At 63.1% G+C, this 23,051-nt stretch carries 19 protein-coding genes and 2 tRNA genes; 11 read left to right on the top strand and 10 right to left on the bottom strand.

Translation table 11 applies throughout. The features are described 5' to 3' along the window. Positions 1 to 104 precede the first annotated feature (104 nt). Positions 105 to 1,457 carry a phosphate regulon sensor histidine kinase PhoR gene (gene phoR, locus B552_RS0124080; protein WP_019451619.1) on the top strand — a complete coding sequence of 451 codons (1,353 nt, stop codon included), beginning with the start codon at positions 105 to 107 and terminating at the stop codon, positions 1,455 to 1,457. Between the two features lie 96 nt (positions 1,458 to 1,553). On the opposite strand, the gene ppk1 is transcribed toward phoR, so the two are convergent. Continuing rightward, on the bottom strand, positions 1,554 to 3,674 hold the full coding sequence (gene ppk1 / locus B552_RS0124075) for a polyphosphate kinase 1 (RefSeq protein ID WP_083860350.1): 2,121 nt from the start codon (positions 3,672 to 3,674) through the stop codon (positions 1,554 to 1,556). Between the two features lie 110 nt (positions 3,675 to 3,784). Between ppk1 and ppx the strand changes: the two genes are divergently transcribed. Further along, positions 3,785 to 5,317, top strand: coding sequence for an exopolyphosphatase (ppx, locus tag B552_RS0124070; protein ID WP_019451617.1), 1,533 nt, complete (start codon positions 3,785 to 3,787; stop codon positions 5,315 to 5,317). Positions 5,318 to 5,401: 84 nt separating this feature from the next. Here the strand turns inward: ppx and B552_RS0124065 are convergent, their stop codons facing one another. The 4 genes from B552_RS0124065 to B552_RS0124050 all read right to left on the bottom strand — a co-directional run bounded on the left by B552_RS0124065 (position 5,402) and on the right by B552_RS0124050 (position 7,863). Next, entirely contained in the window at positions 5,402 to 6,253 is an 852-nt protein-coding gene (locus B552_RS0124065; protein ID WP_083860349.1) for a GNAT family N-acetyltransferase, read from the bottom strand. A gap of 244 nt (positions 6,254 to 6,497) precedes the next feature. Further along, positions 6,498 to 6,974, bottom strand: a complete 477-nt coding sequence (locus tag B552_RS0124060) for a histidine phosphatase family protein (protein ID WP_019451615.1) — start codon at positions 6,972 to 6,974, stop codon at positions 6,498 to 6,500. 159 nt (positions 6,975 to 7,133) lie between these two features. After that, the gene (gene infA / locus B552_RS0124055; protein ID WP_008641674.1) at positions 7,134 to 7,355 is read right to left on the bottom strand and encodes a translation initiation factor IF-1; all 222 of its coding nucleotides are present in this window, start codon (positions 7,353 to 7,355) and stop codon (positions 7,134 to 7,136) included. A gap of 431 nt (positions 7,356 to 7,786) precedes the next feature. Continuing rightward, positions 7,787 to 7,863 (bottom strand) — tRNA-Pro (locus tag B552_RS0124050). Between the two features lie 448 nt (positions 7,864 to 8,311). Here B552_RS0124050 and B552_RS0124045 point away from each other — a divergent pair. Beyond that, on the top strand, positions 8,312 to 9,562 hold the full coding sequence (locus B552_RS0124045) for a GGDEF domain-containing protein (protein WP_019451614.1): 1,251 nt from the start codon (positions 8,312 to 8,314) through the stop codon (positions 9,560 to 9,562). A 77-nt stretch (positions 9,563 to 9,639) separates the two neighbouring features. Further along, positions 9,640 to 9,716, top strand: a tRNA-Arg gene (locus B552_RS0124040). A gap of 101 nt (positions 9,717 to 9,817) precedes the next feature. Here the strand turns inward: B552_RS0124040 and B552_RS0124035 are convergent. Next, complete coding sequence (locus B552_RS0124035) at positions 9,818 to 10,726, bottom strand: LysR family transcriptional regulator (protein ID WP_019451613.1); 909 nt, start codon at positions 10,724 to 10,726, stop codon at positions 9,818 to 9,820. 132 nt (positions 10,727 to 10,858) lie between these two features. On the opposite strand from B552_RS0124035, the gene B552_RS0124030 reads away from it, so the two are divergent. From B552_RS0124030 to B552_RS0124005, 6 genes are all read left to right on the top strand, one after another. Beyond that, the gene (locus B552_RS0124030) at positions 10,859 to 11,830 is read left to right on the top strand and encodes a hydroxymethylglutaryl-CoA lyase (RefSeq protein WP_019451612.1); all 972 of its coding nucleotides are present in this window, start codon (positions 10,859 to 10,861) and stop codon (positions 11,828 to 11,830) included. A gap of 20 nt (positions 11,831 to 11,850) precedes the next feature. Then, entirely contained in the window at positions 11,851 to 12,999 is a 1,149-nt protein-coding gene (locus tag B552_RS0124025) for a CaiB/BaiF CoA-transferase family protein (protein WP_019451611.1), read from the top strand. A gap of 51 nt (positions 13,000 to 13,050) precedes the next feature. Continuing rightward, a complete protein-coding gene (locus B552_RS0124020) occupies positions 13,051 to 14,046 on the top strand; it encodes a tripartite tricarboxylate transporter substrate binding protein (RefSeq protein ID WP_019451610.1) in 996 nt (331 codons plus the stop codon). Between the two features lie 23 nt (positions 14,047 to 14,069). Then, positions 14,070 to 14,594 carry a gamma carbonic anhydrase family protein gene (locus B552_RS0124015; RefSeq protein WP_019451609.1) on the top strand — a complete coding sequence of 175 codons (525 nt, stop codon included), beginning with the start codon at positions 14,070 to 14,072 and terminating at the stop codon, positions 14,592 to 14,594. An 84-nt stretch (positions 14,595 to 14,678) separates the two neighbouring features. After that, a complete protein-coding gene (locus B552_RS0124010; protein ID WP_019451608.1) occupies positions 14,679 to 15,746 on the top strand; it encodes a porin in 1,068 nt (355 codons plus the stop codon). A 434-nt stretch (positions 15,747 to 16,180) separates the two neighbouring features. Then, the gene (locus B552_RS0124005; RefSeq protein WP_026036001.1) at positions 16,181 to 17,452 is read left to right on the top strand and encodes a hypothetical protein; all 1,272 of its coding nucleotides are present in this window, start codon (positions 16,181 to 16,183) and stop codon (positions 17,450 to 17,452) included. A 207-nt stretch (positions 17,453 to 17,659) separates the two neighbouring features. On the opposite strand, the gene B552_RS0124000 is transcribed toward B552_RS0124005, so the two are convergent. The 4 genes from B552_RS0124000 to B552_RS0123985 all read right to left on the bottom strand — a co-directional run bounded on the left by B552_RS0124000 (position 17,660) and on the right by B552_RS0123985 (position 21,759). After that, positions 17,660 to 18,160 carry a hypothetical protein gene (locus tag B552_RS0124000; protein WP_026036000.1) on the bottom strand — a complete coding sequence of 167 codons (501 nt, stop codon included), beginning with the start codon at positions 18,158 to 18,160 and terminating at the stop codon, positions 17,660 to 17,662. A 214-nt stretch (positions 18,161 to 18,374) separates the two neighbouring features. Then, positions 18,375 to 19,379, bottom strand: a complete 1,005-nt coding sequence (locus B552_RS0123995) for a tripartite tricarboxylate transporter substrate binding protein (RefSeq protein WP_019451605.1) — start codon at positions 19,377 to 19,379, stop codon at positions 18,375 to 18,377. A 47-nt stretch (positions 19,380 to 19,426) separates the two neighbouring features. Further along, a complete protein-coding gene (locus B552_RS0123990) occupies positions 19,427 to 20,530 on the bottom strand; it encodes a nitronate monooxygenase (protein ID WP_019451604.1) in 1,104 nt (367 codons plus the stop codon). Then, complete coding sequence (locus B552_RS0123985) at positions 20,527 to 21,759, bottom strand: acyl-CoA dehydrogenase family protein (RefSeq protein ID WP_019451603.1); 1,233 nt, start codon at positions 21,757 to 21,759, stop codon at positions 20,527 to 20,529. Before B552_RS0123985 ends, B552_RS0123990 begins: the two co-directional genes overlap by 4 nt. 120 nt (positions 21,760 to 21,879) lie before the next feature. Between B552_RS0123985 and B552_RS0123980 the strand changes: the two genes are divergently transcribed. Then, positions 21,880 to 22,854: a LysR family transcriptional regulator gene (locus B552_RS0123980; RefSeq protein WP_237718347.1), complete on the top strand. Its 975-nt coding sequence runs from the start codon at positions 21,880 to 21,882 to the stop codon at positions 22,852 to 22,854. The last annotated feature ends 197 nt before the right edge of the window (positions 22,855 to 23,051 follow it).

Below are 23,051 nucleotides of genomic sequence, written 5' to 3'. Positions count from 1 at the left end.
GTGCAGCGAGGGCCCCGTCTGGCCGAGTCAGGTCATATCGGACGGGGCCGTTTCGTGGCACACTCCGTCGCAATGCGATTGCCGCCTGAACCTTCTACCCTCGCATGAATGTCATCTGGGCCCGTTCCGCGGCCATCCTCGTCAGCCTGGCGGTTATCGGCGCCGGACTGTACGTATTTGCCGGCCCAATCATCGGCCTGCTGTTCCTCTGCATTTCGCTGTTTCTGCTGCTCGGCTACTACCTGTTCCAGATCAACAGACTCTGGAAGGTGCTGGACGCCCCTGCCTATGGCGAGGTTCCGAGTGCACTTGGGTTGTGGGGCGAGGTGTATTACCGCCTGCATCGGCTGGTCAAGCGCTGGCGCACCCAGGTGCTGCAGGTCGAGCAGCAGCACACCCGCTTCATCCAGGCTATCCAGGCGTCGCCGTACGGCGTGCTGATGCTCGACGATGCCGACCAGATCGAATGGTGCAACGGCGTAGCCGAGCAGCACTTCGGCCTCAATGCGCGTCGCGACGTGCGCCAGCGCATTACCCATCTGATCCGCCGACCGGAGTTCGTGCAATATCTGACGCGCGAGCGCTATGACGAGCCGCTGATCATGCGTGACATGGGCGAGCACAAGCGCAGCATCACGTCGGTGCAGATCCTTCCTTACGGCGAAAACCGCAAGCTCGTGCTGACGCAGGACATCACCAAGGTGGAGAACACCGAGGCGATGCGCCGTGACTTCGTGGCCAATGTGTCGCATGAACTGAAGACACCGCTGACCGTGCTGACAGGTTTTCTGGAAACCGTGCGCGATCTGCCGGTGTCGGAGGATGACCGCAAGCGCTACATCGATCTAATGCTGGTGCAGTCGATGCGCATGCAGCATATCGTCGAGGATCTGCTGGCGCTGGCCAAGCTGGAATCGGACGCCCAGCCGCCGACTCTCGATCGCGTGGATGTGGCCGGCCTGGCCGCTCACCTTGTGCATGACGCCGAGGCGCTGTCGCAGGGTCATCACGAAATCCTGACCGAGATCGATACCGCCGTGGTGCTGCGCGGCTCCGAAGGCGAGTTGCTGTCGGCGCTCGGCAACCTGGTATCGAATGCTGTGCGGTATACGCCAGACGGCGGCCGCATTGCGATCCGCATGACCTTCACGGACGGCCATTCGGTGTTTTCCGTCAGCGACACGGGGCTGGGCATCGCGCCGGAGCATATTCCACGACTGACCGAGCGCTTCTATCGGGTCGACCGCAGCCGTTCACGCGATACCGGCGGTACGGGGCTTGGTCTTGCAATCGTCAAGCACGTGCTGTCGCGCCACCAGGCAGACCTGCGTGTGACCAGCGAAGTGGGGCGGGGCAGCACGTTCCGCATCGTCTTCCCGGTCGATCGCAGCGGGTATGAGCCAGAGGCCGCGCAGGAGATTCAGCAACTCGGTGATGCCTCGCGCCACGCGGCATAGGTTCTTCTTGTTGCGCTAAAGATAGCGATAGTAAGAAAGGCCGCTCCGTTGTATCTGGAGCGGCCTTTCTCTTTCCTCTTCGCTTCGCGCAGCCGTTCAGGTTCCGAACTTCTCAAGCAGCTCCACCTGGCTCACGCGCTGTTCCTTGGCCCGCGAGGCCTTACGCACATACTCGCCATTGGGCTCCATGATCCATGCCGAAGCGTTGTCGCGCAGATGGACCTGCAGGCCTTCCTTGATCACGCGCGCCTTGAGCGAGCGATCAAGCACCGGGAAGGCGACCTCCACACGGCGGAACAGGTTGCGATCCATCCAGTCCGCACTCGATAGGTACAGGACGTCCTCGCCACCGGCATGGAAATAGTAGACGCGATGGTGCTCGAGGAAGCGGCCGACGATCGAGCGCACCGAGATGTTTTCGGACATCCCCGGCACACCCGGACGCAGTGCGCACACGCCGCGAACGATCAGGTCGATCTTCACGCCAGCGCGCGATGCCTTGTAGAGCTCGTCGATGATCGTCGGTTCCAGCAGCGCGTTCATCTTGCCGATGATGCGCGCTCGCTTGCCGGCGCGGGCATTACGGGCCTCGGCGCGGATATGCTCGACGAGGTTGCTGTGCATCGTGAACGGCGACTGCCACAGGTGGTTCAGACGGATCGTTCCGGCCGTGCCCGTAAGAAGCTGGAACACATGATGCACGTCCTCGCAGATCTTCTCGTCGGAGGTCAGCAGGCCGAAATCCGTGTACAGCCGGGCGGTGCGAGGATGATAGTTGCCGGTGCCAAGGTGGACGTAGCGGCGCAGGACGAATTGCTTCGCCTTTGGCGTGGCCGGCTCGCGGCGCACGATCAGCAGCATCTTGGCGTGGCACTTGTGGCCCACCACGCCGTAGACGACATGGGCGCCGGCCGATTCGAGCCGTTCGGCCCAGTTGATATTGGTTTCCTCGTCGAAGCGGGCAAGCAGTTCCACCACCACGGTGACTTCCTTGCCGTTCCGCGCGGCCGTCATCAGCGCTTCCATCACCGCGGATTCATTGCCGGTGCGGTACACGGTCTGCTTGATCGCCACTACGTTCGGGTCACTGGCCGCAAGCTGCAGGAAGTCCAGCACCGACGAGAAACTTTCGTACGGGTGATGCAGCAGCACATCGCGCTGGCGCACCACATCGAACATGTTCGCGCTGGCCGGGAATGCCTTGACCACTGCCGGCACATGCGGCGGGAACTTCAGGTTGGGGCGATCCACCATGTCGGGGATCTGCATCAGCCGAACCAGGTTGACGGGGCCGCTCACACGGTACAGGTCATTCTCGGTCAGGCCGGATTCGAGCAACAGGCGCCGCGCCAGCGCGGGCGGTGTGTCGGACGACACCTCAAGCCGGACCATGTCGCCAAAGTGGCGCGTCGGCAGTTCGCCCTGCAGCGCTTCGCGCAAATCGGTGATATCGTCCTCGGACACGAACAGGTCCGAATTGCGCGTGACACGGAACTGGTAGCAGCCTTCCACCTCGATTGCCGGGAACAGCTCATGCACGAACGCCTGCATGAACGACGACAGCATCACGAAGCCATGCGGGAAGCCCGAGAGCTCCTCGGGCATGCGCACCACCCGCGGCAGTGCGCGCGGCGCCTGGACAATGGCAAGATCGGCTTCCCGGCCGAACGCATCCTTGCCAGACAGCTCGATCACAAAGTTCAGGCTCTTGTTGAGCACACGCGGGAACGGGTGCGCGGGATCGAGTGCAATCGGCGTCAGCACCGGGCCAAGCTCATGCACGAAGAAATCGCGCGCCCAGGCGCGCTGGGCCTCGGTCCATGTGCTGGTCAGGTGGAAGAACACACCCTCTTGCTCAAGCGCGGGGAATATCACGTTCTGCAGCATGTCATACTGCGAGGCAACCAGCTTCTGAGTGCGCTCGGTGACAAGCTGGTAGGCCTGCTGGAACGAGAGGCCGTCGGGCGTGAGGCCCGACGCGTTTTCCCGCATCTGTTCCTTCAGGCCCGCCATCCGGATTTCAAAAAATTCGTCCAGATTGCTGGATACGATGCAGATGAACTTGAGCCGTTCCAGCAGGGGAACATTGGGGTCGGCGGCCTGCGCCAGGACGCGCCCATTGAATTCCAGGATGCCCAGCTCGCGATTCAGCAGCGTGCCGGGCGGCGTCGTCGACATGTCTATGACCTTGTTTTGGCGATGTGGCGACTTTTTCATAGAATCGTGTCGGTTTGATGACACTTTGATTTTGTCATGATGCGGACATGGCTACGACATAATCTTACGGGTTCGGCCCGATTGGGCCTAGCCCGCGTATATCCCACGCAATGACACAGAATCCCCGCCTGCTGGCCGCCGTCGACATGGGCTCCAACAGCTTCCGCCTGATGATCGGGCGGGTGGATGAGACGCCCACGGCCTCCGGGCCAGCCAGCCAGATCTTCCAGGTCGACGCCCTGCGCGAACCCGTAAGGCTGGCGGCTGGCCTGACGCCTGACAAATACCTGGACCAGCCGGCTCGCCGGCGCGGCATTGATGCGCTGCGGCGTTTTGGCGATCGCTTGCGCGACTTCGCCCCGGACCAGGTGCGCGCAGTGGCCACCAACACATTGCGCGTGGCCAAGAATGCTTCCGACTTCCTGATCGAGGGGGAAGCCGCACTGGGTTTCCCGATCGAGGTGATCGCCGGACGGGAAGAGGCACGGCTGATTTACCTGGGCGCGTCGCACGATGCGCCGGCCTGCCCGGGCAACCGGCTGGTCGTCGACATCGGCGGCGGCTCTACCGAGTTCATCATCGGCAGCGGCTATCAGTCCAAGCTGATGGAGAGTCTCTATATTGGCTGCGTGTCCCACAGCCGCCAGTTCTTTCCGAGCGGCAATGTCGATGAATATGCGATGAAGCAGGCCGAACTGGCCGCGCGCCGGGAAATCCAGGTGCTGGTCCGCCAGTATCGGGCGGCCGGCTGGGAGCAGGCCGTGGGTTCATCCGGCACCGCGCGCGCGCTGGCCGAGCTGATCGAGCTGAACGGCATGAATGACAATCCGGCCGAGCACGGTATCACGCGCGAAGGCCTGGAGCGCCTGAAACGTGCGCTGATCAAGGCCGAGAACACCAATCGGGTCAAGCTGGCCGGCCTCAAGGCCGATCGCATTCCCGTGTTGCCGGGTGGCTTGTCGATCATGTTGGGGGTATTTGCCGAGCTCGATATCGACCGCATGGACGTGACCGACGGCGCGTTGCGGCTTGGCGTGCTGTATGACCTGCTTGGCCGCAGCCATCACGAGGACATGCGCACGGTGACTGTGGATCAGTTCATGCGCCGCTACGGTGTCGATCGGGCACAGGCGACTAGGGTGGGGCAGGCCGCACGCGACCTGCTTGCGCAGTTCCCCGATCCGCCAAACGAGCGCCGGGAGGACAATCTCTCGTTGCTGGGCTGGGCCGCGAGCCTGCATGAGATCGGCATGTCGATCTCGCACAGCGGGTATCACAAGCATTCGGCCTACATCGCCACGCATGCCGATATGCCTGGGTTCTCCAAAACCGACCAGGCACGCCTGGCCACGCTGCTGCTCGGTCATGCCGGCAAGCTTGGCAAGCTCACTGGCAGCAGCAGGTTCCTGGACTGGCGCATGCTGTTCAGCCTGCGGCTGGCCTTTGTGCTGTGTCGTCGGCGCGGTGACATGAAGCTGCCGGAGATCCAAGTCGGACAGCGTTCCGACGAACTCGACGAAGGGTTTGAAGTGCGATTGCCGAAGTCGTGGATCGACGTCAACCCGCTGGTCGAGTACAGCCTGGCCCAGGAGGCCGACGAGTGGGAGCGCGTCGGCAAGCGCTACAAGGTCGTCTACGTTTGAATGGCTGTCAGGCCAGAATGCAGGAACGGCGACTCGCAGGAGTCGCCGTTCTTCTTTGCGGGATCGGGCTGCTACGTCTGAGGATCAGACGTGGTGCAGGCCCAGGAAGTGCCGTGCATAGCGCGGATTCATGTCGCGCACGCGCAGCAGCGTCAGGAAATCCGCTACGTTGAAGTCAGGATCCCAGGCAGGCAGGCCGCAGATTTTTGCGCCCAGCCGCAGGTAGCCCTTGATCAGCGCGGGCGGCTCAACCTCGAGCATCTGGTTCAGGTCTTCGACCGGCAGCGGCACGCGCGGGAAGGCGTGATACTCGATCGGCGCCAGAGACTTCTCGGCGAACAGGCGGTAGAGGCTGGCTGCGTAGTGGCCGCCGTCGCTCATCGGCACGCTTGCGCAACCAAGCATCGACTCAAGGTTGTAGCGCTGCAGGTATTCGCCGAGACCGCCCCACAGCGCCATGATGACGCTGCCCGAGCGATAGTCGCGATGCACGCAGGATCGGCCCAGTTCGAGCATCTTCGGCCGAAGGTGGGCCAGGCGGACGAGGTCGAATTCCGATTCGGCGTACAGGCAACCGATGCGCTTGGCCTGGTGGGGCGGCAGCACGCGGTAGGTACCCACCACCTTGAGCGTTTCCTGATCGCGAACGATCAGGTGATCGCAGTAGGCGTCGAACATGTCGACATCGGTTTCGGTGGCCGACGATTGCAGGCGTGCGCCCATTTCTTCGGCAAAGACTTTGTAGCGCAGCCGCTGGGCTTCGGCTACTTCGTCCTGGTGACGTGCCCACGCCACGCTGAAAGCAGGCGTTGCAACTTGTGTTTCGGCTTGGCGTTGTGCTGGCTGACGAGGAAGACGCCTCCGCGCCGACTGGCCAGTCAGGCCAGTGGGCAAGGAGTCGAAGAGCGGCTGGGTAGGCGTCGGAAGGTCTCGCATCAGGTGTGTCCTTTCGGTGACGAAACGGCTTCGAAGCAATGTAGAGAGGCCCGGTGACAGCGCCGTGAACTGATGATGACGCTTCAGTGACGGTCACGCTCTTGTGCCTGCGCTACATGGCGGCAAGCCCCCGACCATAAGCGGGGGGCCGCTTTACAGCTATCGCCGTTCTACGAAATGTGAACGCACTAATGCAAAACTGTGACAGCAGGCAACAAATACGTTGCCAGTGTCGAAGAGGGTGTCAGAGAAAATCGGGCTGGATGACGGCGCGCAGTACGACCTGCGCCTCGCTTTCGCGCGTGCGTGCAGCGAGCCACCAGATGCCGCTTTTCTTCACACTCCAATTGATCTCCTGGCCGGCCAGCAGCAGGCTGGCGATCTGGCCGATCCAGGGTTGATGCCCAACCACGACCGTGTGCTCGTGTCCTTGCGGCCAGTCGATCGCAGCAAGCACGGCGCCAACATCCGCGCCTGGGGCGAGGGCATCCAGAATTTCTGCCTTGCTGGTCAGTGCGGCGGCGGTTTCGCGGGTGCGCAATGCCGGGCTGCTGACAACCCGAAAGTCGGCCGGCAGGTGTGCACGCAACCATGCTGCGGAGGAATCGGCCTGCTTGCGGCCGCGGCGGGTCAGGGGCCGCTGGAGATCGGCGCTGCGCGAGATGCTCAGCACGTCGGGCAGATCCTCGGCTTCGGCGTGACGCCACAGAATCAGGTTCATGTTCGGAGCAGGGGCTTCGTTCGAGTCTTGAGTATGGTGAAGCGGGCAGCCCACCGCAAGACGGGCGCCAAAAACAAAACGGGCCATCCGATGGGGATGGCCCACGGATAGCCCGTTAGTCTCTGTAGCGGCCGTGTCAGCCGCGTGACAGGAGCGAACTCAGGATTTGTGGCGGAAATTGATGCGGCCCTTGGTCAGGTCGTAGGGCGACATTTCCAGGGTCACGCGGTCGCCTGCCAGGATACGGATGCGGTGCTTCTGCATCTTGCCCGAGGCGTATGCCCAGATTTCCACGCCGTTTTCCAGCGTGACGCGATAACGGTTGTCGGGCAGGGCTTCCGACACCACGCCGCCAAATTCAATGAGTTCTTCCTTAGCCAATCTGTTTTCCTTTGCGGCAGCCCGCATGGCTGCATGAGTTAGAGGGATGGAGCGGACCCTGAGGGCACTCACCCGCGAGCGTGCCACCTGATCGGCGGCGCGTCCGTACGTCACGGGGAAAGGCGGGCAAGGTGTTTCCGGGTCTGGCCGGTCCCGACTTCCCGATATGGGCCGTGGGGGCCAAATTTTCCAGTGCGCCTGGCGGCGCCGACCCGGTTACAGGGCATGCTCAGATACCCCGAACTGACGCGGGATTGTAGCACGTTCGCACCCGCTTCGCAGGCGCAGCATCGCGCGGCGGAATCGTTCGTGTGATGCCGGCGGGGAGCATGATGCGGTGCGGCATTGGCGGGCGCCGCGGCGCCAAAGAAAAAGGGCTCACGTCTTCCAACGTAAGCCCTTGATCTCACTACCTAAACAACTTGCAAATATGGTCGGAGCGATAGGATTCGAACCTACGACCCTCTGATCCCAAATCAGATGCGCTACCAGGCTGCGCTACGCTCCGGAGCCGGCGATTCTATCTCGATCATGGGCGCCAGGTCAAATGCGGCGTGATCGATAGTGAAAGCTGGTGTTGATTGGGGGCCGGAGTGCCGGTTGAACCTCACTGCGACACCCTGCTTCAGGTGGGTTCGGTTTTGGCTTGACTTGATGCGGCGCGCTGACATAATCCGCAGACCGCAAAATGGTCCGAGCCGGGCTTCGCGCCAGGCATTGCCTTGTTCACCCGGACCTGGTCCCGATTATCACAATAATGGTGTGCCGGCCCTGCGCGCGACGCGGTTGGCCGGGATGCGCCTGAGTCATGTCCCGCCCGGCACGAGTGCCGGTGGCAGCCTGGACAGCCGGACCTGCGGAAAACATTACATGACGGCTTTTCGCGGGGCCGTAATCAGAAGACGCGCCAAGTGCCGAGCGGAGTACTGGCGACGCCTTTGTGAACGGGAATAAAGATGTTTCAGTCGCAGGTGGTGGTGCTGATCGCAGGCTTGTTTGCGCTGCAGATGGCGATCGTCTGTGCCGTGCTGCGGCGCTCTACGGGTATGGAGCGCAGCGGGCTCACATCGTGGGCGCTCGGCGATCTGATTGTGACCTTGGCCGTGGTTCTGCTGGCCGCTCATGCCTACCGGCCGGAATGGCCGCTGGCAGCGCTCCCTGAACTCGCGCTGACAGCCGGGCTGTCCATGATGGTCCATGGCACCCGCCACTTCGCCGGCAAGCGGGGGCGCGGTGTAATTCTGGCCTTGCTGAACCTGCCGGGGTTGGCCGCGCTGGCCGTTCATGCGACCAGGGGGCTGGGCGGTGCGCCACTCGAACTGACGACCCCGGTCGCGACCTGGCTGGCGCTCGCTGCCTCCGTGATCCAGATGTTGCTTCTGCTCGAGATCATCCGGGTCTCGGTATTGCTGGCGCCGCTCAAACGAAGTACGGGCCGCCTCGCCGCACTCTCGCTGTCGATCATGGCACTGGGCTGCACGGTGTTGGCTGGCGCACAGGCCTGGCCGTTGCTGTTGGCACTGGTGGATGGCCACGTGCTTTCGGTTGCGGACAAGCACGACAGCATGACTGTCTGGTTCGTGTTCGGGGTGATGGGGTTGTCTGTCAGCTTCGCGCTGATGGCCCACGACCGCCTGCGCCGGATCATCGAACGGCGGGCACGGCATGACGACCTGACCGACGTTCTCTCCCGCGGCGCGTTCTGGGAAGAGCTTGAAATCGCATGCCGGCAAGCCGAACGCCAGCGCAAGCCGTTTACGGTCTCGTTCATCGATCTGGATCACTTCAAGGCCATCAATGATCTTTATGGTCATCTGGCCGGCGACAGCGTCCTGCGCCATTTCGCCGGCCTGTTGCGCAAGGCGGCGCCGGGTGGGGCGGTAATCGGCAGGCTGGGCGGCGAGGAGTTTGCCATTGTGATGCCGGACATGAATCTGGAAACGGGCCGCGCCGTGAGCCTGCGGCTGAGCGCGATGGTGCGCGCGACACCGTGTCCGTCAGAACCTGATTCGATTGCCTACACAGTCAGTATCGGCATGGCGGAACACCAGGCGGGCGAGAATGCCGATGCAGTGATGCGACGTGCGGACCGCGCGCTTTATGATGCCAAACAGATGGGACGCAACTGCGTCTCGTCGCATGACACCGCCGAGACCATTGGCATGCCGCGCCGTCCGCGAGTGCGCGAGGGCGAGCGCGATTCGTAGCAAAAAGAACGCCGCGCGCTGCTCCCGTCAGGTTCGCTGCGGTAGAATGCACGCCTTGCCGCAATGGCAAGGTCGCTCCGCCCTTAGCTCAGTTGGATAGAGCACTCGCCTTCTAAGCGAGCGGCCAGAGGTTCGAATCCTCTAGGGCGGGCCAATCTTTTCGCGGGTCTGCGGGAAGTTGCCCCGAGCAACACGTCCCCAGGCCCCCAGGCGGGTGTCCAAGGCCGTTGACATGTCAGTGCAGCGAGACCGTATCTACTGATGGTCTGTAGCACGCGCTTGCAGGAAGTCGACCAGCAGCTTGGCCGCAGGTGAGAGCGCATCGAAGTCACGCGAGCAGATGGCGAACCTGCGCTGCGCCCAGTCGTTGCGCAGGGGAACGGCGCGTATGTCGAGTGCCTGCGCGACGGGGGCCGCAATTTCCGACGGGATGATGGCGAGTCCAAGGTCGGCGCGCACACAGCGCAGTGCTGCATCGAACGTTGAGACGACTGCGCGGTAGTTGATGCGGCGGCCGAGGATGGCGGCATGCCGGTTCAGCATGGTCTGCACGGCGGTCTGCGCGGGCATGCCGATGTGGTTGTAGTCGAGCGTCTGCGCGAAATCGCAACTGATTGCCTGTGCCAGCGGGTGAGAGTTGGACACGATTGCCGCCAGCCGATCCGCGCGATACGGGCGCGTCTGGAAACCCTCGAGATCTGCAGCGTCCCAGCATATGGCCAGTGGTGCCGAGCCTTCGCGCAGCGATCGCACTACATCGATGCTCAGACTTTCCTCGATGGTGATACCTACGTCCTGATGGCCCGGCATTTGAAGGAATGCCGCGATGTCATCTGGCAGCGATTCGGCCATCGACGACACGGTGGCCAGCAGTCGCACCTGGCCTCGGATTCCCGAGCCGTAATCCTCCATGTCCCGGGCAACGCGATCCGCCGCCGCAAGCATGGCGCGGGCATGCGTCAGCACGATTTCACCGGCAGGCGTTGGCGTCACACCGCGCCGCTGCCGCTCTAGCAGCGTGGCGCCCACCGTTTCCTCAAGTTGAGCCAGGCGTTTGCTGATGGCGGAGGCCACGATGTGCTCCTGCTCGCCAGCACGCGCCATATTCTGGGTCTCGCAGACGGCGACGAACAGCCGCAGGGTGGTCAGGTCAAGGTCTCTCATGCTCGGGATTGTAGTTTGAGACATTCCGAAATGGAACGATAGCGTTGATGAATGATCGCTTTCGTCTCGATTGGGAAGCTCATACATTGCGTCTATCGCCATTCCCGCCGGTGATTTCCATCACCCGAAGCCATGACCGTCGTTTCAGATTCCTTTCAATCCACCGCCTGGCCGGCGCGTGCCGTGATCCGTGAAGTTGGCCTGCGTGACGGCCTGCAGAGCATCCGGACCATCGTGCCGACCGATCGGAAGAAGGCGTGGATCCGCGCGGCCCACGCTGCCGGGCAGCGCGAGATCGAAGTCGGCTCGTTCGTGCCAGCAAGGCTGCTGCCGCAACTGGCTGATACGGCTGAACTGGTGGAATTTGCCAGGACACTGCCCGGCCTGTTTGTCTCAGTGCTGGTGCCGAACCTGCGCGGTGCGGAGAACGCCATTGCCAGCGGGGCCGATCTGATGATCGTGCCGCTTTCCGCCAGTCACGCGCACAGTCTGGCGAACCTGCGCAAGACGCCTGACGATGTGGTGGCCGAAGTGGCGCGGATTCGGGCTGCGCGCGACGCCGCCGGCGCGAAGACACTGATCGAAGGCGGCGTTGGTACCGCGTTCGGTTGCACGCTCCAGGGTCGCGTGGACCCAGCGGAGGTTCTCCGACTGATGCAGGCGCTGCTCGATGCCGGTGCAGACCGCGTCAGCCTGGCCGACACCGTGGGTTATGCCGATCCGCGCATGGTGCGCGACCTGTTCGAACGCGCTTTCGACATTGCCGGCGATCGTCTCTGGTGCGGACATTTCCACGACACGCGCGGCCTGGGGCTCGCCAATGTGCTGGCCGCACTCCAGACCGGCGTCACGCGCTTCGATGCGTGTCTGGCCGGAATTGGCGGTTGCCCGCATGCACCGGGGGCAAGTGGCAATGTGACCACTGAAGACCTCGCGTACATGTTGGCCAGCATGGGAATGGAAACGGGGATCGATATCTACGCGCTGCTGGCGCTGCGCGCGCAGGTGGCCGCCTGGCTGGAAGGCGAGACGCTGCAGGGCACGCTGTGGCGCGCCGGGCTTCCGAAAACTCTGACCACTAGCATCGACCGGGCAATGGTCTGAGCAACAACAGGATTTCAATCATGCAACCACAGAACACATCGTTGCCGTTGTCCGGCATTCGCGTCGTCGAATTCACGCATATGGTGATGGGTCCCACCTGCGGCATGATCCTCGCGGATCTGGGCGCCGAGGTCATCAAGATCGAGCCGCCCGGTGGTGACAAGACTCGCAACCTGCCCGGGCTCGGTATCGGCTTTTTTCGTGCCTTCAATCGCAACAAGAAGAGCGTGGTGCTGAACATCACTACCGAGGAAGGACGCGCAGCAGCGGCCGAACTGGCCGGTCAGAGCGATGTGCTGCTGGAGAATTTTCGGCCCGGTCTGATGGAGAAGCTGGGGCTTGACTACGGCACGCTGGCTGAAAAGTATCCGCACCTGATCTACGTCTCTCACAAGGGCTTCTTGCCCGGGCCATACGAGAAACGGCTGGCGCTCGATGAAGTCGTGCAGATGATGGGCGGGCTGTCGTACATGACAGGCCCGAAAGGCCGGCCGCTGCGCGCGGGTACCTCTGTCAACGACATCATGGGCGGCATGTTCGGTGCCATTGGCGTACTCGCGGCATTGCGCGAACGCGATGCCACTGGAAAAGGGCAGGAAATCCAGAGTGCCCTGTTCGAGAACTGCGTCTTCCTGGCGTCGCAACACATGCAGCAGTTTGCGATGACGGGCGAGGCGCCGCCGCCAATGCCATCGCGTGTATCGGCGTGGAGCGTCTACGACGTGTTCACGCTGGCCGACGACGAACAGCTCTTCATCGGAGCCGTCAGTGACAAGCAGTTCATCACGCTGTGCCATGTGCTTGGGCATCCGGAACTGGTCGGCCGCCCCGAGTACAAGGACAACGCATCGCGCGTCACGGTACGGCCGCAATTGCTGGCTGAGCTTGGCGAAATCCTGCTGCTGGAACGCGCCGAAGCCCTGAGTCCTCGACTGGAAGAGGCGGGCATTCCGTACGCACCAATCGTGCGGCCGGACCAGTTGCTCGATGATCCGCACCTCAAGGCAAGTGGCGGGCTTGTGCCGATGCAGGTGGACGACGGCTCGACAGCGCCAACCGTGCTGCTGCCCTTGCTGATGGGCGGCCGGCGGCCTGGCGTGCAACGGCCGCTGCCCAGACCGGGCGAGCACAACGCAGAAATACTGGGGCGGCTCGGCAAGCCAGACTAATCACGAGCACGCACAGACCCGCACACATAACAACGCATCACGGAGACAACGATGTTCCATACCCCCGCAACCCGGGCCGCATGGCGGTCCGGATGGAAGGCCGTGGCCGGCACGGCGGCCCTGTTTTTCACGCTGTCCACGCCGGTGCTTGCCCAGGCCAGCAAACCGGTACGGCTGATCCTGCCGATCAGTGCCGGATCGGGCGTGGACGCGATTGCCCGCGCGGCCGGTCCTGCGCTAGGCAGGGCATTCGGCCAGCCTGTAGTGATCGAGAACCTGCCCGGCGCTGGCGGCATCACCGGAGCGTCAGCAGTCGTGAAGGCGCAACCTGATGGCTCCACGCTCGGTCTGGTATCGAACAATCACGTGATCAACCCGAGCGTGTTCAAGTCGATGCCATTCGACCCCATCAAGGACGTTACGCCGATCAGCGTCATTGGCGCCACGCAGCTAGTGCTGGTGGTCAATCCCAAAGTGCCGGCGAAGAACGTAAAGGAACTGGTGGCGTTGCTGAAGGCAAAGCCTGATGCATACAACCTGGCCTCCTCTGGCAACGGCACGATCATTCACCTTGCCGGCGAAATGTTCCTGACCGAAGCGGGCGTGAAGGCCAACCACATTCCCTACAAGGGTACCGGGCCGATGATGACCGATCTTCTCGGTGGGCAGGTGGACATGGGCGTGGTGGCCCTGAACGCCGCGTTGCCGCATCTGAAGTCGGGCAGCCTGCGCGCCATCGGGCTGTGCGGCGACGTCCGCTCTGCCGTGGCGCCGGATCTTCCAACCATCGCCGAACAGGGCATGCCAGGCTTCAACGTGGCGGGCTGGTTTGCCGTCGTCGGCCCGGCCAATATGAAACCGGCTGATGTGAAGCGTGTACATGACGCGTTTGCCGCCGCGTTCACCAGTCCGGAAGTTGTCGAGGCCCTGAAGAAGCAGGCCACCGTGATCAAGCCAGGCACGCCCGAAGCGGCTGCGCAGTTCTTCCGTGCCGAGGCGGACCGCTACGCGGGTTTGGTCAAGAAGGCCAACGTCAAGATCGAGTAACCCCCATCAGCGTCCCATCCACAATGCCCATCTACAAACTTGGCGAATACGCGCCAGCAATTGCCGGCACCGCTTTCGTTGCCAATGAAGCCACCGTTATCGGCCGTGCGGAATTGGCCGAGCAAGTCAGCGTCTGGCCCGGCGCCACTGTCCGCGCCGACAACGAGTCGATCCGCATTGGTGCCGGCAGCAACATTCAGGAAGGTGCCGTCCTGCATACCGATCCGGGATGTCCGCTTGATATCGGTGAACGGGTCAGCGTGGGCCATCAGGCCATGCTGCACGGCTGCACGGTGGGCGATGGTGCGCTGATCGGCATCCAGGCCATCGTGCTGAACAACGCGAAGATTGGTGCCGAATCGCTGGTGGCGGCGGGCGCGTTGGTCACCGAAGGCAAGACCTTTCCGCCGCGCTCGCTGATTCTCGGGGCACCCGCGAAGGCCGTGCGCGAACTGACGCAGGAAGAAGTGAACAACCTGCGTGCCAACGCCGATGACTACGCGCGCCGCGCGACGCTCTACAAGACCTCATTGACCCGGCTGGACTGAAGACCCCGGTCACCTTGCTCGCAGCCGGCGCGCAGACCACCAGACAGACCGGCGCGAACCCGCTTTTATCACAACGGAGGAGACATGAAGAAGAACAGGCTGGCGCTGCCCGCCCTGGGCGCACTCGCGTCCGCGCTTTGCATCGGCGGTGCTCACGCACAATCGTCAACATCGGTCACGCTGTACGGGCTGGTAGATACCGGTATTGAATTCCTGAATCACGCGGGCGCCAATGGCTCGGGTTCGCAGTACCGGATATCCTCCGGCAACGTAACGGGCTCGCGCTGGGGCCTGCGCGGCAGGGAGGACCTTGGCGGCGGTCTTGGCGCAGTATTCGTGCTGGAGAGCGGCTTCAATAACGACACCGGCACGTCAGGGCAGGGCGGACGGCTGTTCGGCCGGCAAGCGTACGTTGGCCTGCAGGGGGACTGGGGCCTGATCTCGCTCGGCCGGCAAAACAACACGCTCTATGACCTGTTCGTGCCGCTCGATCCCGTGCGCTATACCAGCTACGGTCTGCTGGCGCAGGACGCGCAGTTCGCCAACCGCGCGGACAACGTGATCAAGTACACCGGCAACTTTGGCGACCTGACTGTCACGGGCATGTATAGCGCCGGTTACGACGCCACCATCGCAAACGGTAGCGAGGTGCCTGGCAATCCGCGTATCGGGCAGGAAATTGGCGCTGGCACGTCATACACAATCGGCAGGCTCGGCATGGTGCTGGCATATGACCAGCGTCGCGGCACTACGGCAGGGTCTCAAGGCAATATCGAACGACGTTACGCTACGGGCCTGCTTTGGAGCGATGGGCCTTTCACCGCCACCGTGGGCTATCGCTTCCTTCAGGGAACCATTGCCACGCCATCGCTGCGCGCGCATCTGTATTGGATTGGCGGTTCGTACAACTTTACGCCGGCCTTTGTGGTACGGGCCGGCGTTTATCGTGCCGACCTGCGCAATTCACCGAATGACGCCATGAACTATGCCGTTGCCATGGCCTACAGTCTGTCGAAGCGTACCGACCTTTACCTCAATGCGTCGTATATGGATAACAAGGGCGCTTCGACGCTCGGCGTGGTCAATGGCGGTACCGTGGCACCCGGCGTGAATCAGACCGGCGTGGTGGCCGGGGTCAAGCACATCTTCTGAACGGCGAAGCGCCAACGCCATGGCGCCGAGCCCCGAAACTCATCCGAAATTCATCCTTTTGTACTAGGCTTTTCTTTCCATTTTCACCCCCCTCTACGGTAGGGCTCGACGCGCTCTTGCGCCCTCCATTTTTCGCGGCGAAAGCTGGTGCGTCATAACGTGCCGATGGTCATTTCCACTCGGTCATCCGCTGCCCGTCGAGCTTGCGGCGGAGCACTCACGATTGAGGCTGGCAACGCTTGTCCTTGCATCGAATAAATATAACGACCGCTTTAATCGATGCCACAACGGACTTTGGCTCAGCTATTAGTGCTTCATCCAAACAGTCGATATTGAAACGTCACTTTTGGATATACGTTATGTACACGTTGTCGCGCTCACGAAGAGCGGTCGAACAACGAATACAGAGAAATCCGGGTAAATAGGGGCCATGTATGACACATCCTGCGAAGCTGACTGCGGTGTCTTTTGCCTGCCTGGCAATTACGTTGGCGGGTTGCGGTGGGGGCGGCGACTCCACAACTACAAGCACCACCACTCCGAGCACGGGAACGACGGCTACAACACCAGCAACAACGCAAGCGCCGATCGTCACGCGCAATACGCTTCTGTCAGGCACTACGGATCCTGGCCCGAGTGTCGGCAACGATGGGGACTTCTACATCAACACGACCACCTGGATGATCTTCGGGCCCAAGGCCAATGGCGTGTGGCCGGCAGGCGTGTCCTTGGCGGGCCCCGCGGGTACGAATGGCGTCAAAGGCGAGACTGGCGCCACCGGAAATACAGGCGCAGCCGGCAATACCATTCTCTCCGGCTCGACCGACCCGACCGCCAGCGTCGGCAATAACGGGGACTATTACATCAACACCGCCACTTCAACGCTGTTTGGGCCCAAGGCTAACGGCACGTGGCCGCCGGGTGTTTCGCTGGTCGGTCCGGCCGGCTCGAACGGCAACCCCGGTGCCAACGGCAGTACCATCCTGTCGGGCACCGGTGCCCCCAGCAACACCGTCGGCAACAATGGCGACTTTTATCTCGACACCAATACCTGGACAATTTACGGGCCCAAGGTCAATGGCACCTGGCCGGCCGGTGTATCGCTGATCAGCCAACCTTCCAGTGGTAGCGGTACCGGTGGTAGCAGCGGCAGCGGTGGTTCCGACACCGGTGGCCATATCCTGTCCGGCAGCGGTGCGCCGACCGACGATATCGGGGCAAACGGCGACTTCTATCTCGATACTTCGACGTCAACCCTCTACGGTCCCAAGACGGACGGCAAGTGGCCTGCCACCGGCGTGACCTTGACTGCCGGCACCAACTACAGCGGCAACTTCAATGTGCCCGACACGCTGAGTCGAGGCACGTATGTCATGACGGGTGACGGCGGCGCAGTGCCCTTGCCGAACGACTTCGGCGTTACGATCCCGTACGATTGCAGCAGCGTGACCCTAACGGCCACGACACTTGGCAAGGTAACGGGCGTGCTAAACCTCGCGGTGTCCAAGGTCACGGGTTCTGGCGCCTCAGCTACCTTCGCTCCGGTCAGCGGCTTGAGTTGCAAGATCAGCAACGGTCAGCAGAGCTGCAATGCGCAGGCTCCGGCAGGCGCTGTAAATCATAGCGACAAGCTGCAGGTACAGCTCGACAACAACCAGGCGACGAGTTGGGGCGGCCTCTCGGTCAACCTTACGTGTTCTCGATAGCCCCATAGCAGGCGTTGTTGGATGGGGCGGTGCATATGCCGCTTGCAACGGGGATGCTGTGGCCAGTGGCCACTTCCTGGCAAGCGGCCAAAGCACCATGCTCGGCGCCCCTGTCGGTATTCGTCACAAGTTCCGATTGCCGCAGGGCCGGCGAGGTTCTCCACCTCCCGGCTCCTGTATGTACTTCGACGGTCGCGACTACCACGTTCAATGCCGGATCTGAGCAAATCCGCCATCCGCCCATCTTGTTGCGCTTTCCGTTGTCAAACGAAAGTCCGCTTGCACATTGACGCTTGCGAGAACGTCCCCGCATGGATCGATGGCCGTCAGCGTGCCGAATGGCTCGAATTCGTCTGGCGTAATCGCCAGCCTGACATTCACGAGCTGCGAGGCGATCTCAATGGAGACTTGCTTGTTGAGCTGTGCGTGCAATTGTTGCTCGTGCCGGCGGATGACCTCAGATGCCGTCTTCACCAATGTCTGGTGTGCAACAGCGTCGAGCGGCTTCGGATCGACCTTGTTTCTGCCCATCGTCCATGGGCCAACGAGGGCAGGTTCCGCGCTGCCGTCGCGAATCATCTCGACGGCCCATCCCTCGCCGTCCTCGTTCTTGACCACCTTCGCCGTCCAGCCTTTGTCCCGCCAAAGCCGGGGCTCATGGATTTGAGAGGTTTCGTCTTCCAAAAGGGCGGTGTCGTTTTGGGACATGGCAATGGTCGTCAAGGAATTAGGGAGGCGGTCCGTCGCTGCGGGCCAGGGTTGCGGAATCAAGATACTGTATAAATATACAGTGTGCAGTGCATCGACCGCAAGGGGAGGGCTCCTGGAACAACTGCTTCGGGAGGGGCAGCACGTCAGTGCCCATTCTTCGCATTCAGTCCGAGTTCCGTATAGTCGGCGAAGGACTTCGTGGTGGTGGTGCTCATGCTTCCGCCTTGATGTGGCGTGCCTTGATCAGGGCGGCCCAGCGCGCGGATTCAGATCGCATCAATGCGTCGAAGCGGTTCGCGTCGAGCGCAAGGATCTCGGCGTCGAGCGCAGCCAGCCTGTTGCGCACGTCGGCCGTCGTCATTGCCGCTTGCAGCGTCGCGCCGAGGTAGTCGGCGATAGGTTGTGGCGTGCTGGCGTGCACGGCTAGCCCATACCACGACTGCACGAGTGTGTCGGGAAAGCCGGCCTCGGTGATGGTTGGCACGTCGGGCAGCGAGCGAGTGCGTTGCACCGCGTTGACAGCGAGCGGCCGGAGCTTCCCCGCCTGAATCATCGGCAACGCGAGATTCTGCGACAGAAGGGCGAACTGCAACTGCCCGCCAGCAAGGTCAGGCACCGTTGGAGGCTGCCCCTTGTAGCCAACGTTGGTCACGCGGATACCGGCGGATTCGAAAAAGAGTTCTTGCGCCAGATGCAGTGAGCTGCCGTTGCCCGGCACCGGCACATTGACCTCGCCCGGCCGTGCCTTGGCCCACGTGGTGAACTCTTTCAGGGTCTTCACCGGCACGCTCTCGTGGACTACAAACACTGACGGCACTGCAGCCACCCCGCCGATCGCGCGGAAACTCTGCACGCGGATGCCCGAGTTCGGATAGAGCGTCTGCGCAACCGCCAGCACCGGTGTCACAGCGAGGATTGTGTAACCGTCGGCTGGCGCCCGTATGGCGTACTCGATGGCGATGCGGCCGTCGGCACCGGGGCGATTCTCAACCACAACGCGTTGCGGCAAGTCGAGCGACATCCGCTCGATTGCCGGGCGCAGCGTTACGTCCACTACGCCGCCGGCCGGGTACGGCACCACGGCGCGCAGCGGCTTGCTGGGGAAGCCGTTCGGACCCGGCGGGGTGGCGGCACGGGCGACCGCCGGCAGCCAGCCGGGGGCCGACAGCATCAGCGCGGTTTGCAAGGTTGTCTTGCCAAAGGCACGACGGTTCATGTTGTCTCCAGATGTGTGCTCACCCGATCTGCGTCGGGTGTGTTCGGTCATGCCGGCAGATAACCTCGCAGGTTCTCCAGCGACTGGCGCGTTTCACGCACGAGCCGGTTCACAATTTGAACGACCGGCTCGACCTCGCGCACCCACGCCACGCTCTGCCCGGCTGCCTCATAGATCAGCGGCGCGACTTCGTGCTCCTCGACAGCCGCGAGCAGCCGGCCGGTCAGCGCCTGCTGGTAAGGCATGTCGAGCGGGGCCGGCGCGCCAGGCGCTTCCCATGCGTCAGAAAACGCGCTGCGAACCACGCGGCACGGCTTGCCGCTGTGAGCGCGCGTGATTACGGTGTCCTCGCTGCCGGCCGACAGGAGCCGGTCAGTCAACGCCCGCGGCAGGTTGTGTTCGGTGCTGCCGAGCCAGACCGTCCCAAGCCACGCGCCCTGCGCGCCCATTGCCAGCGCGGCAGCGATCTGACTCCCCTCGCCAATACCGCCGGCTGCGAGAACGGGCCGTCCAGCGGACGCCGCGATGATCTGGGGTACCAGCGTGAAGGTGCCGACCTTGCCGGTGTGGCCGCCCGCGTCGTAGCCTTGCGCGACCAGCACATCGACGCCTGCCGCAATGGCCTTCTGCGCGTGCTTGACCGCGCCGACCAGCGCCATTGTGGTCTTGCCAGCGAGGCGGACGCGTGCGAGGGTATCCGCCGGCGTGCCAACGCCCGCTGCGAAGACGTCCATGTCGCTCTCCGCAACCGCCTCCACCTGTTCTTCAAACAGCGCCTGCGAACGCACGTACTGCGAGAAGAAGTTGCCGCGCGTGGCGGGCGGCACGTTGAAGCGATCGAACAGGCTGTCGATGAAACGCCGATGGCCTTCAGGGATGGCAGCGGCGATGTCCTCAGGCGTCGACTCGCCTGGCAGCGACGTTGGTAGCAGCAGATCGACGCCAACCGGCACGCCCGGGCATAGCGCGCGCAAGTCGCGCAGCTTGTGTGCCAGTTCGTTGGGGCCGTCCCGTGCAGCGGCGTAGACGCCAAGCCCCCCGGCGTTCGAGATGGCGGCAGCCACCTCGATGCTATGGGCCAGCCCGAAGATCGGATATCGGATGCCGAGTCGGCGGCACAGATCGTTGGCGAGGGTGTCGGCGCTGGTCATCGGGCATCTCCGAACAGGTTTGGTTCGAAGTCGAGGCATGGGTGCTGCGGCATGGCCGAGGCAGCCTTCATTACGTGACGACCGATCAGGTTCTTGTGGACTTCGCTGGTGCCTTCGCCAATCTGGTTCATCTTGGCGTCGCGCAGGAAACGTTCGATCGGATACGCGTCCAGGTAGCCATTTCCGCCGAGCAGTTGCGCGCAGTCCACCACCACACGCATGCAGAGATCCGTGGCGTGCATCTTGGCGATAGACGCGTGGATCGACGAATCGGCGTCCTTGCGGTCATAGCGCTGTGCGGCGCAATAGATGAGGCAGCGGGCCGCCTCGATGCGCGCAGCCATGTCGGCCAGCATCCACTGGATACCCTGGTGTTCGCCGACCGCCTTGCCCGATACCTGCCGGTGCCCGGAGTACTGCGCAGCGATCTGCAATGCGCCGGTCATGCGGCCCAATGCGATGGCTGCGTGGCCGATACGGGCGCGCAGGAGCGTGTCTTGCGCGATCGCCATGCCGTGACCTTCCTCGCCAAGTCGATGCGATGTGGGCACATGGACGTCGTCGAGATACACCTCGGCAATCGGTACGCCGTGCCAGCCCATTTTCGGGATGATTGGGGAAACCCTGAGGCCGGCGGCGTCACGCGGCACAAGAAAGGCGGTAAGGCCCCTGCTGCCCCCGGGGCCATCGGCGAGCGAGGCGACCACGACGAACAAATCGGCCACCGACGCGCGAGTGATGAACTTCTTGACTCCCTGCAGGCAATAGCCACCCGTGTCGCGCGTAGCGACCGTGCGCAGGCGGGCGAGGTCGGAGCCGGCCCCGGGCTCGGTCAGCGCAAAGGCGGACTGCTTCTCGCCGCGCGCCAGCAGCGGCACCGTCTGCGCGGCCAGCGCCGGCGACGCACCGGCGACGATGGGCCGCGAGGACAGGTCGGTGCCCGTGACAAGCGATGCCGCTGTACTGCACACCCGTGCAAGTTCCTCGATCATCCGTACGCGTAGCAGCATCGACGCGTCGGTACCCCCCAGTTCACGCGGGAATGCGGTGGCGATCACGCCGTGGCTGGCCAGCAGGCGGAACGTGTCCCAGGCGAACGCGTCGCCGCGATTGGCCGCGTTGGCTTTTGGGCCGATATGTTCCTGCGCGAGCGCCTGGACACGAGCAAGCATGTCGGCCTCGGCGCCATCGAGCGGAGCGAGCGGGTGGTGGTGAGCGGTGAGTGGCATAGGCAGATGTCTCCTGGTTTTTATAGTCGCTTGCCCATAACGATAGATAGCCACTATGCTGCGATCAATGCCGCTGACGGAAACCAGATTTCTGATAAACAGATAGCAGGAGGCATGCAGATGGAAGCTGGCTTGCCGGCGGAGGCCGGTCAGGAACTGACGCTGAAGGCGCTGACGACCTTCATCACGGTGGCGCGCGCTGGCAGCGTGTCGGGGGCGGCGGCGAACCTCGGGGTCGCGCAGTCCGCGATCAGCCGGCAGGTGGCCGAACTCGAACACATGTTCGGCGGCGCACTGTTCTACCGGACTGGACGGGGTGTGCGCCCGACCGCGCTGGCCGAACAGGTGCTCGAAAACGCCGAGCCGCTGCTCGCCAGCGCACGGCAACTGGTGGAAAGCGCGCGCGGGCAGGCGGGCAAAGTGAGCGGCGTGCTGACGATCGGACTCGTGCCGGCGGTGGCGCCACTACTGGCGAGCCGGCTGTACGCGGCGGTCGGCGAACGGCTACCTGCCGTGCGGCTGCGGATTGTCGAGGGCTACAGCGGCGACATCGAGACCCGGTTGACGCAGGGCAGTATTGATCTCGCCGTAGTGAACCGTTACCGCGCCGAAGGCCGCAATAGCTACCGGCGCCTGTTCGACACACCGCTGATGCTGGTCGGCAGCCGCGCATCGATGCGGCGGCGCTGGCGTGCGCTGGGAGGCGTGCCAACGTCAATGCCTATGCGACAGATGGCTGGCCTGCCGCTCGTGCTGCCGGCACCGCCGAATGCGATCCGCAACCTGCTCGACGAACTGGGCAGTGCGCAGCGCATTGCGCTCAACGTTTGCATGGACGCCAGTTCGTCGGCAGTCATCAAGCGCATCCTGGTCGATCACGCGGCGTATTCGGTGTTGCCCTACCACGCTGTAGCGGCGGAGCTGGACAGTGGCGAGTTCGAGGCAGTGGCGCTGACCGACCGCGCCTTGCGCCAGTCGGTGGTGCTGGCGACCAGCAGCCAGCGTCCGTTCACCGAGGCCGCGCGGCAGGTGGCCCAGATGATCCCGAAGCTGGCCGAGGCATTGATCGAGGAAGGGCGGTGGCGGAGGAGCTAGCAGGGTGGGTGCGACGCCCGCACGGTCCACGTTCCTGGGCTTCCCCGTCAGCGTGTTCCTCCCTGTAAGACACCATGGCCCGGATACTCACCACTTGCTCTTTTGGCCGATGACGCGCCGCGTAAGAGTCATGCAAGAAGGTTCGTTATCTGGGACGAAGCCGACGTTTGAATGTCTCGATGAACCCAGGAAGAAAG

Origin of the sequence: Cupriavidus sp. BIS7, assembly GCF_000292345.1 — a bacterium.
Classification (GTDB): domain Bacteria; phylum Pseudomonadota; class Gammaproteobacteria; order Burkholderiales; family Burkholderiaceae; genus Cupriavidus.
The sequence above is the reverse complement of the archived record's forward strand: the minus strand, read 5'-3'. Positions and strand labels throughout refer to the sequence as shown.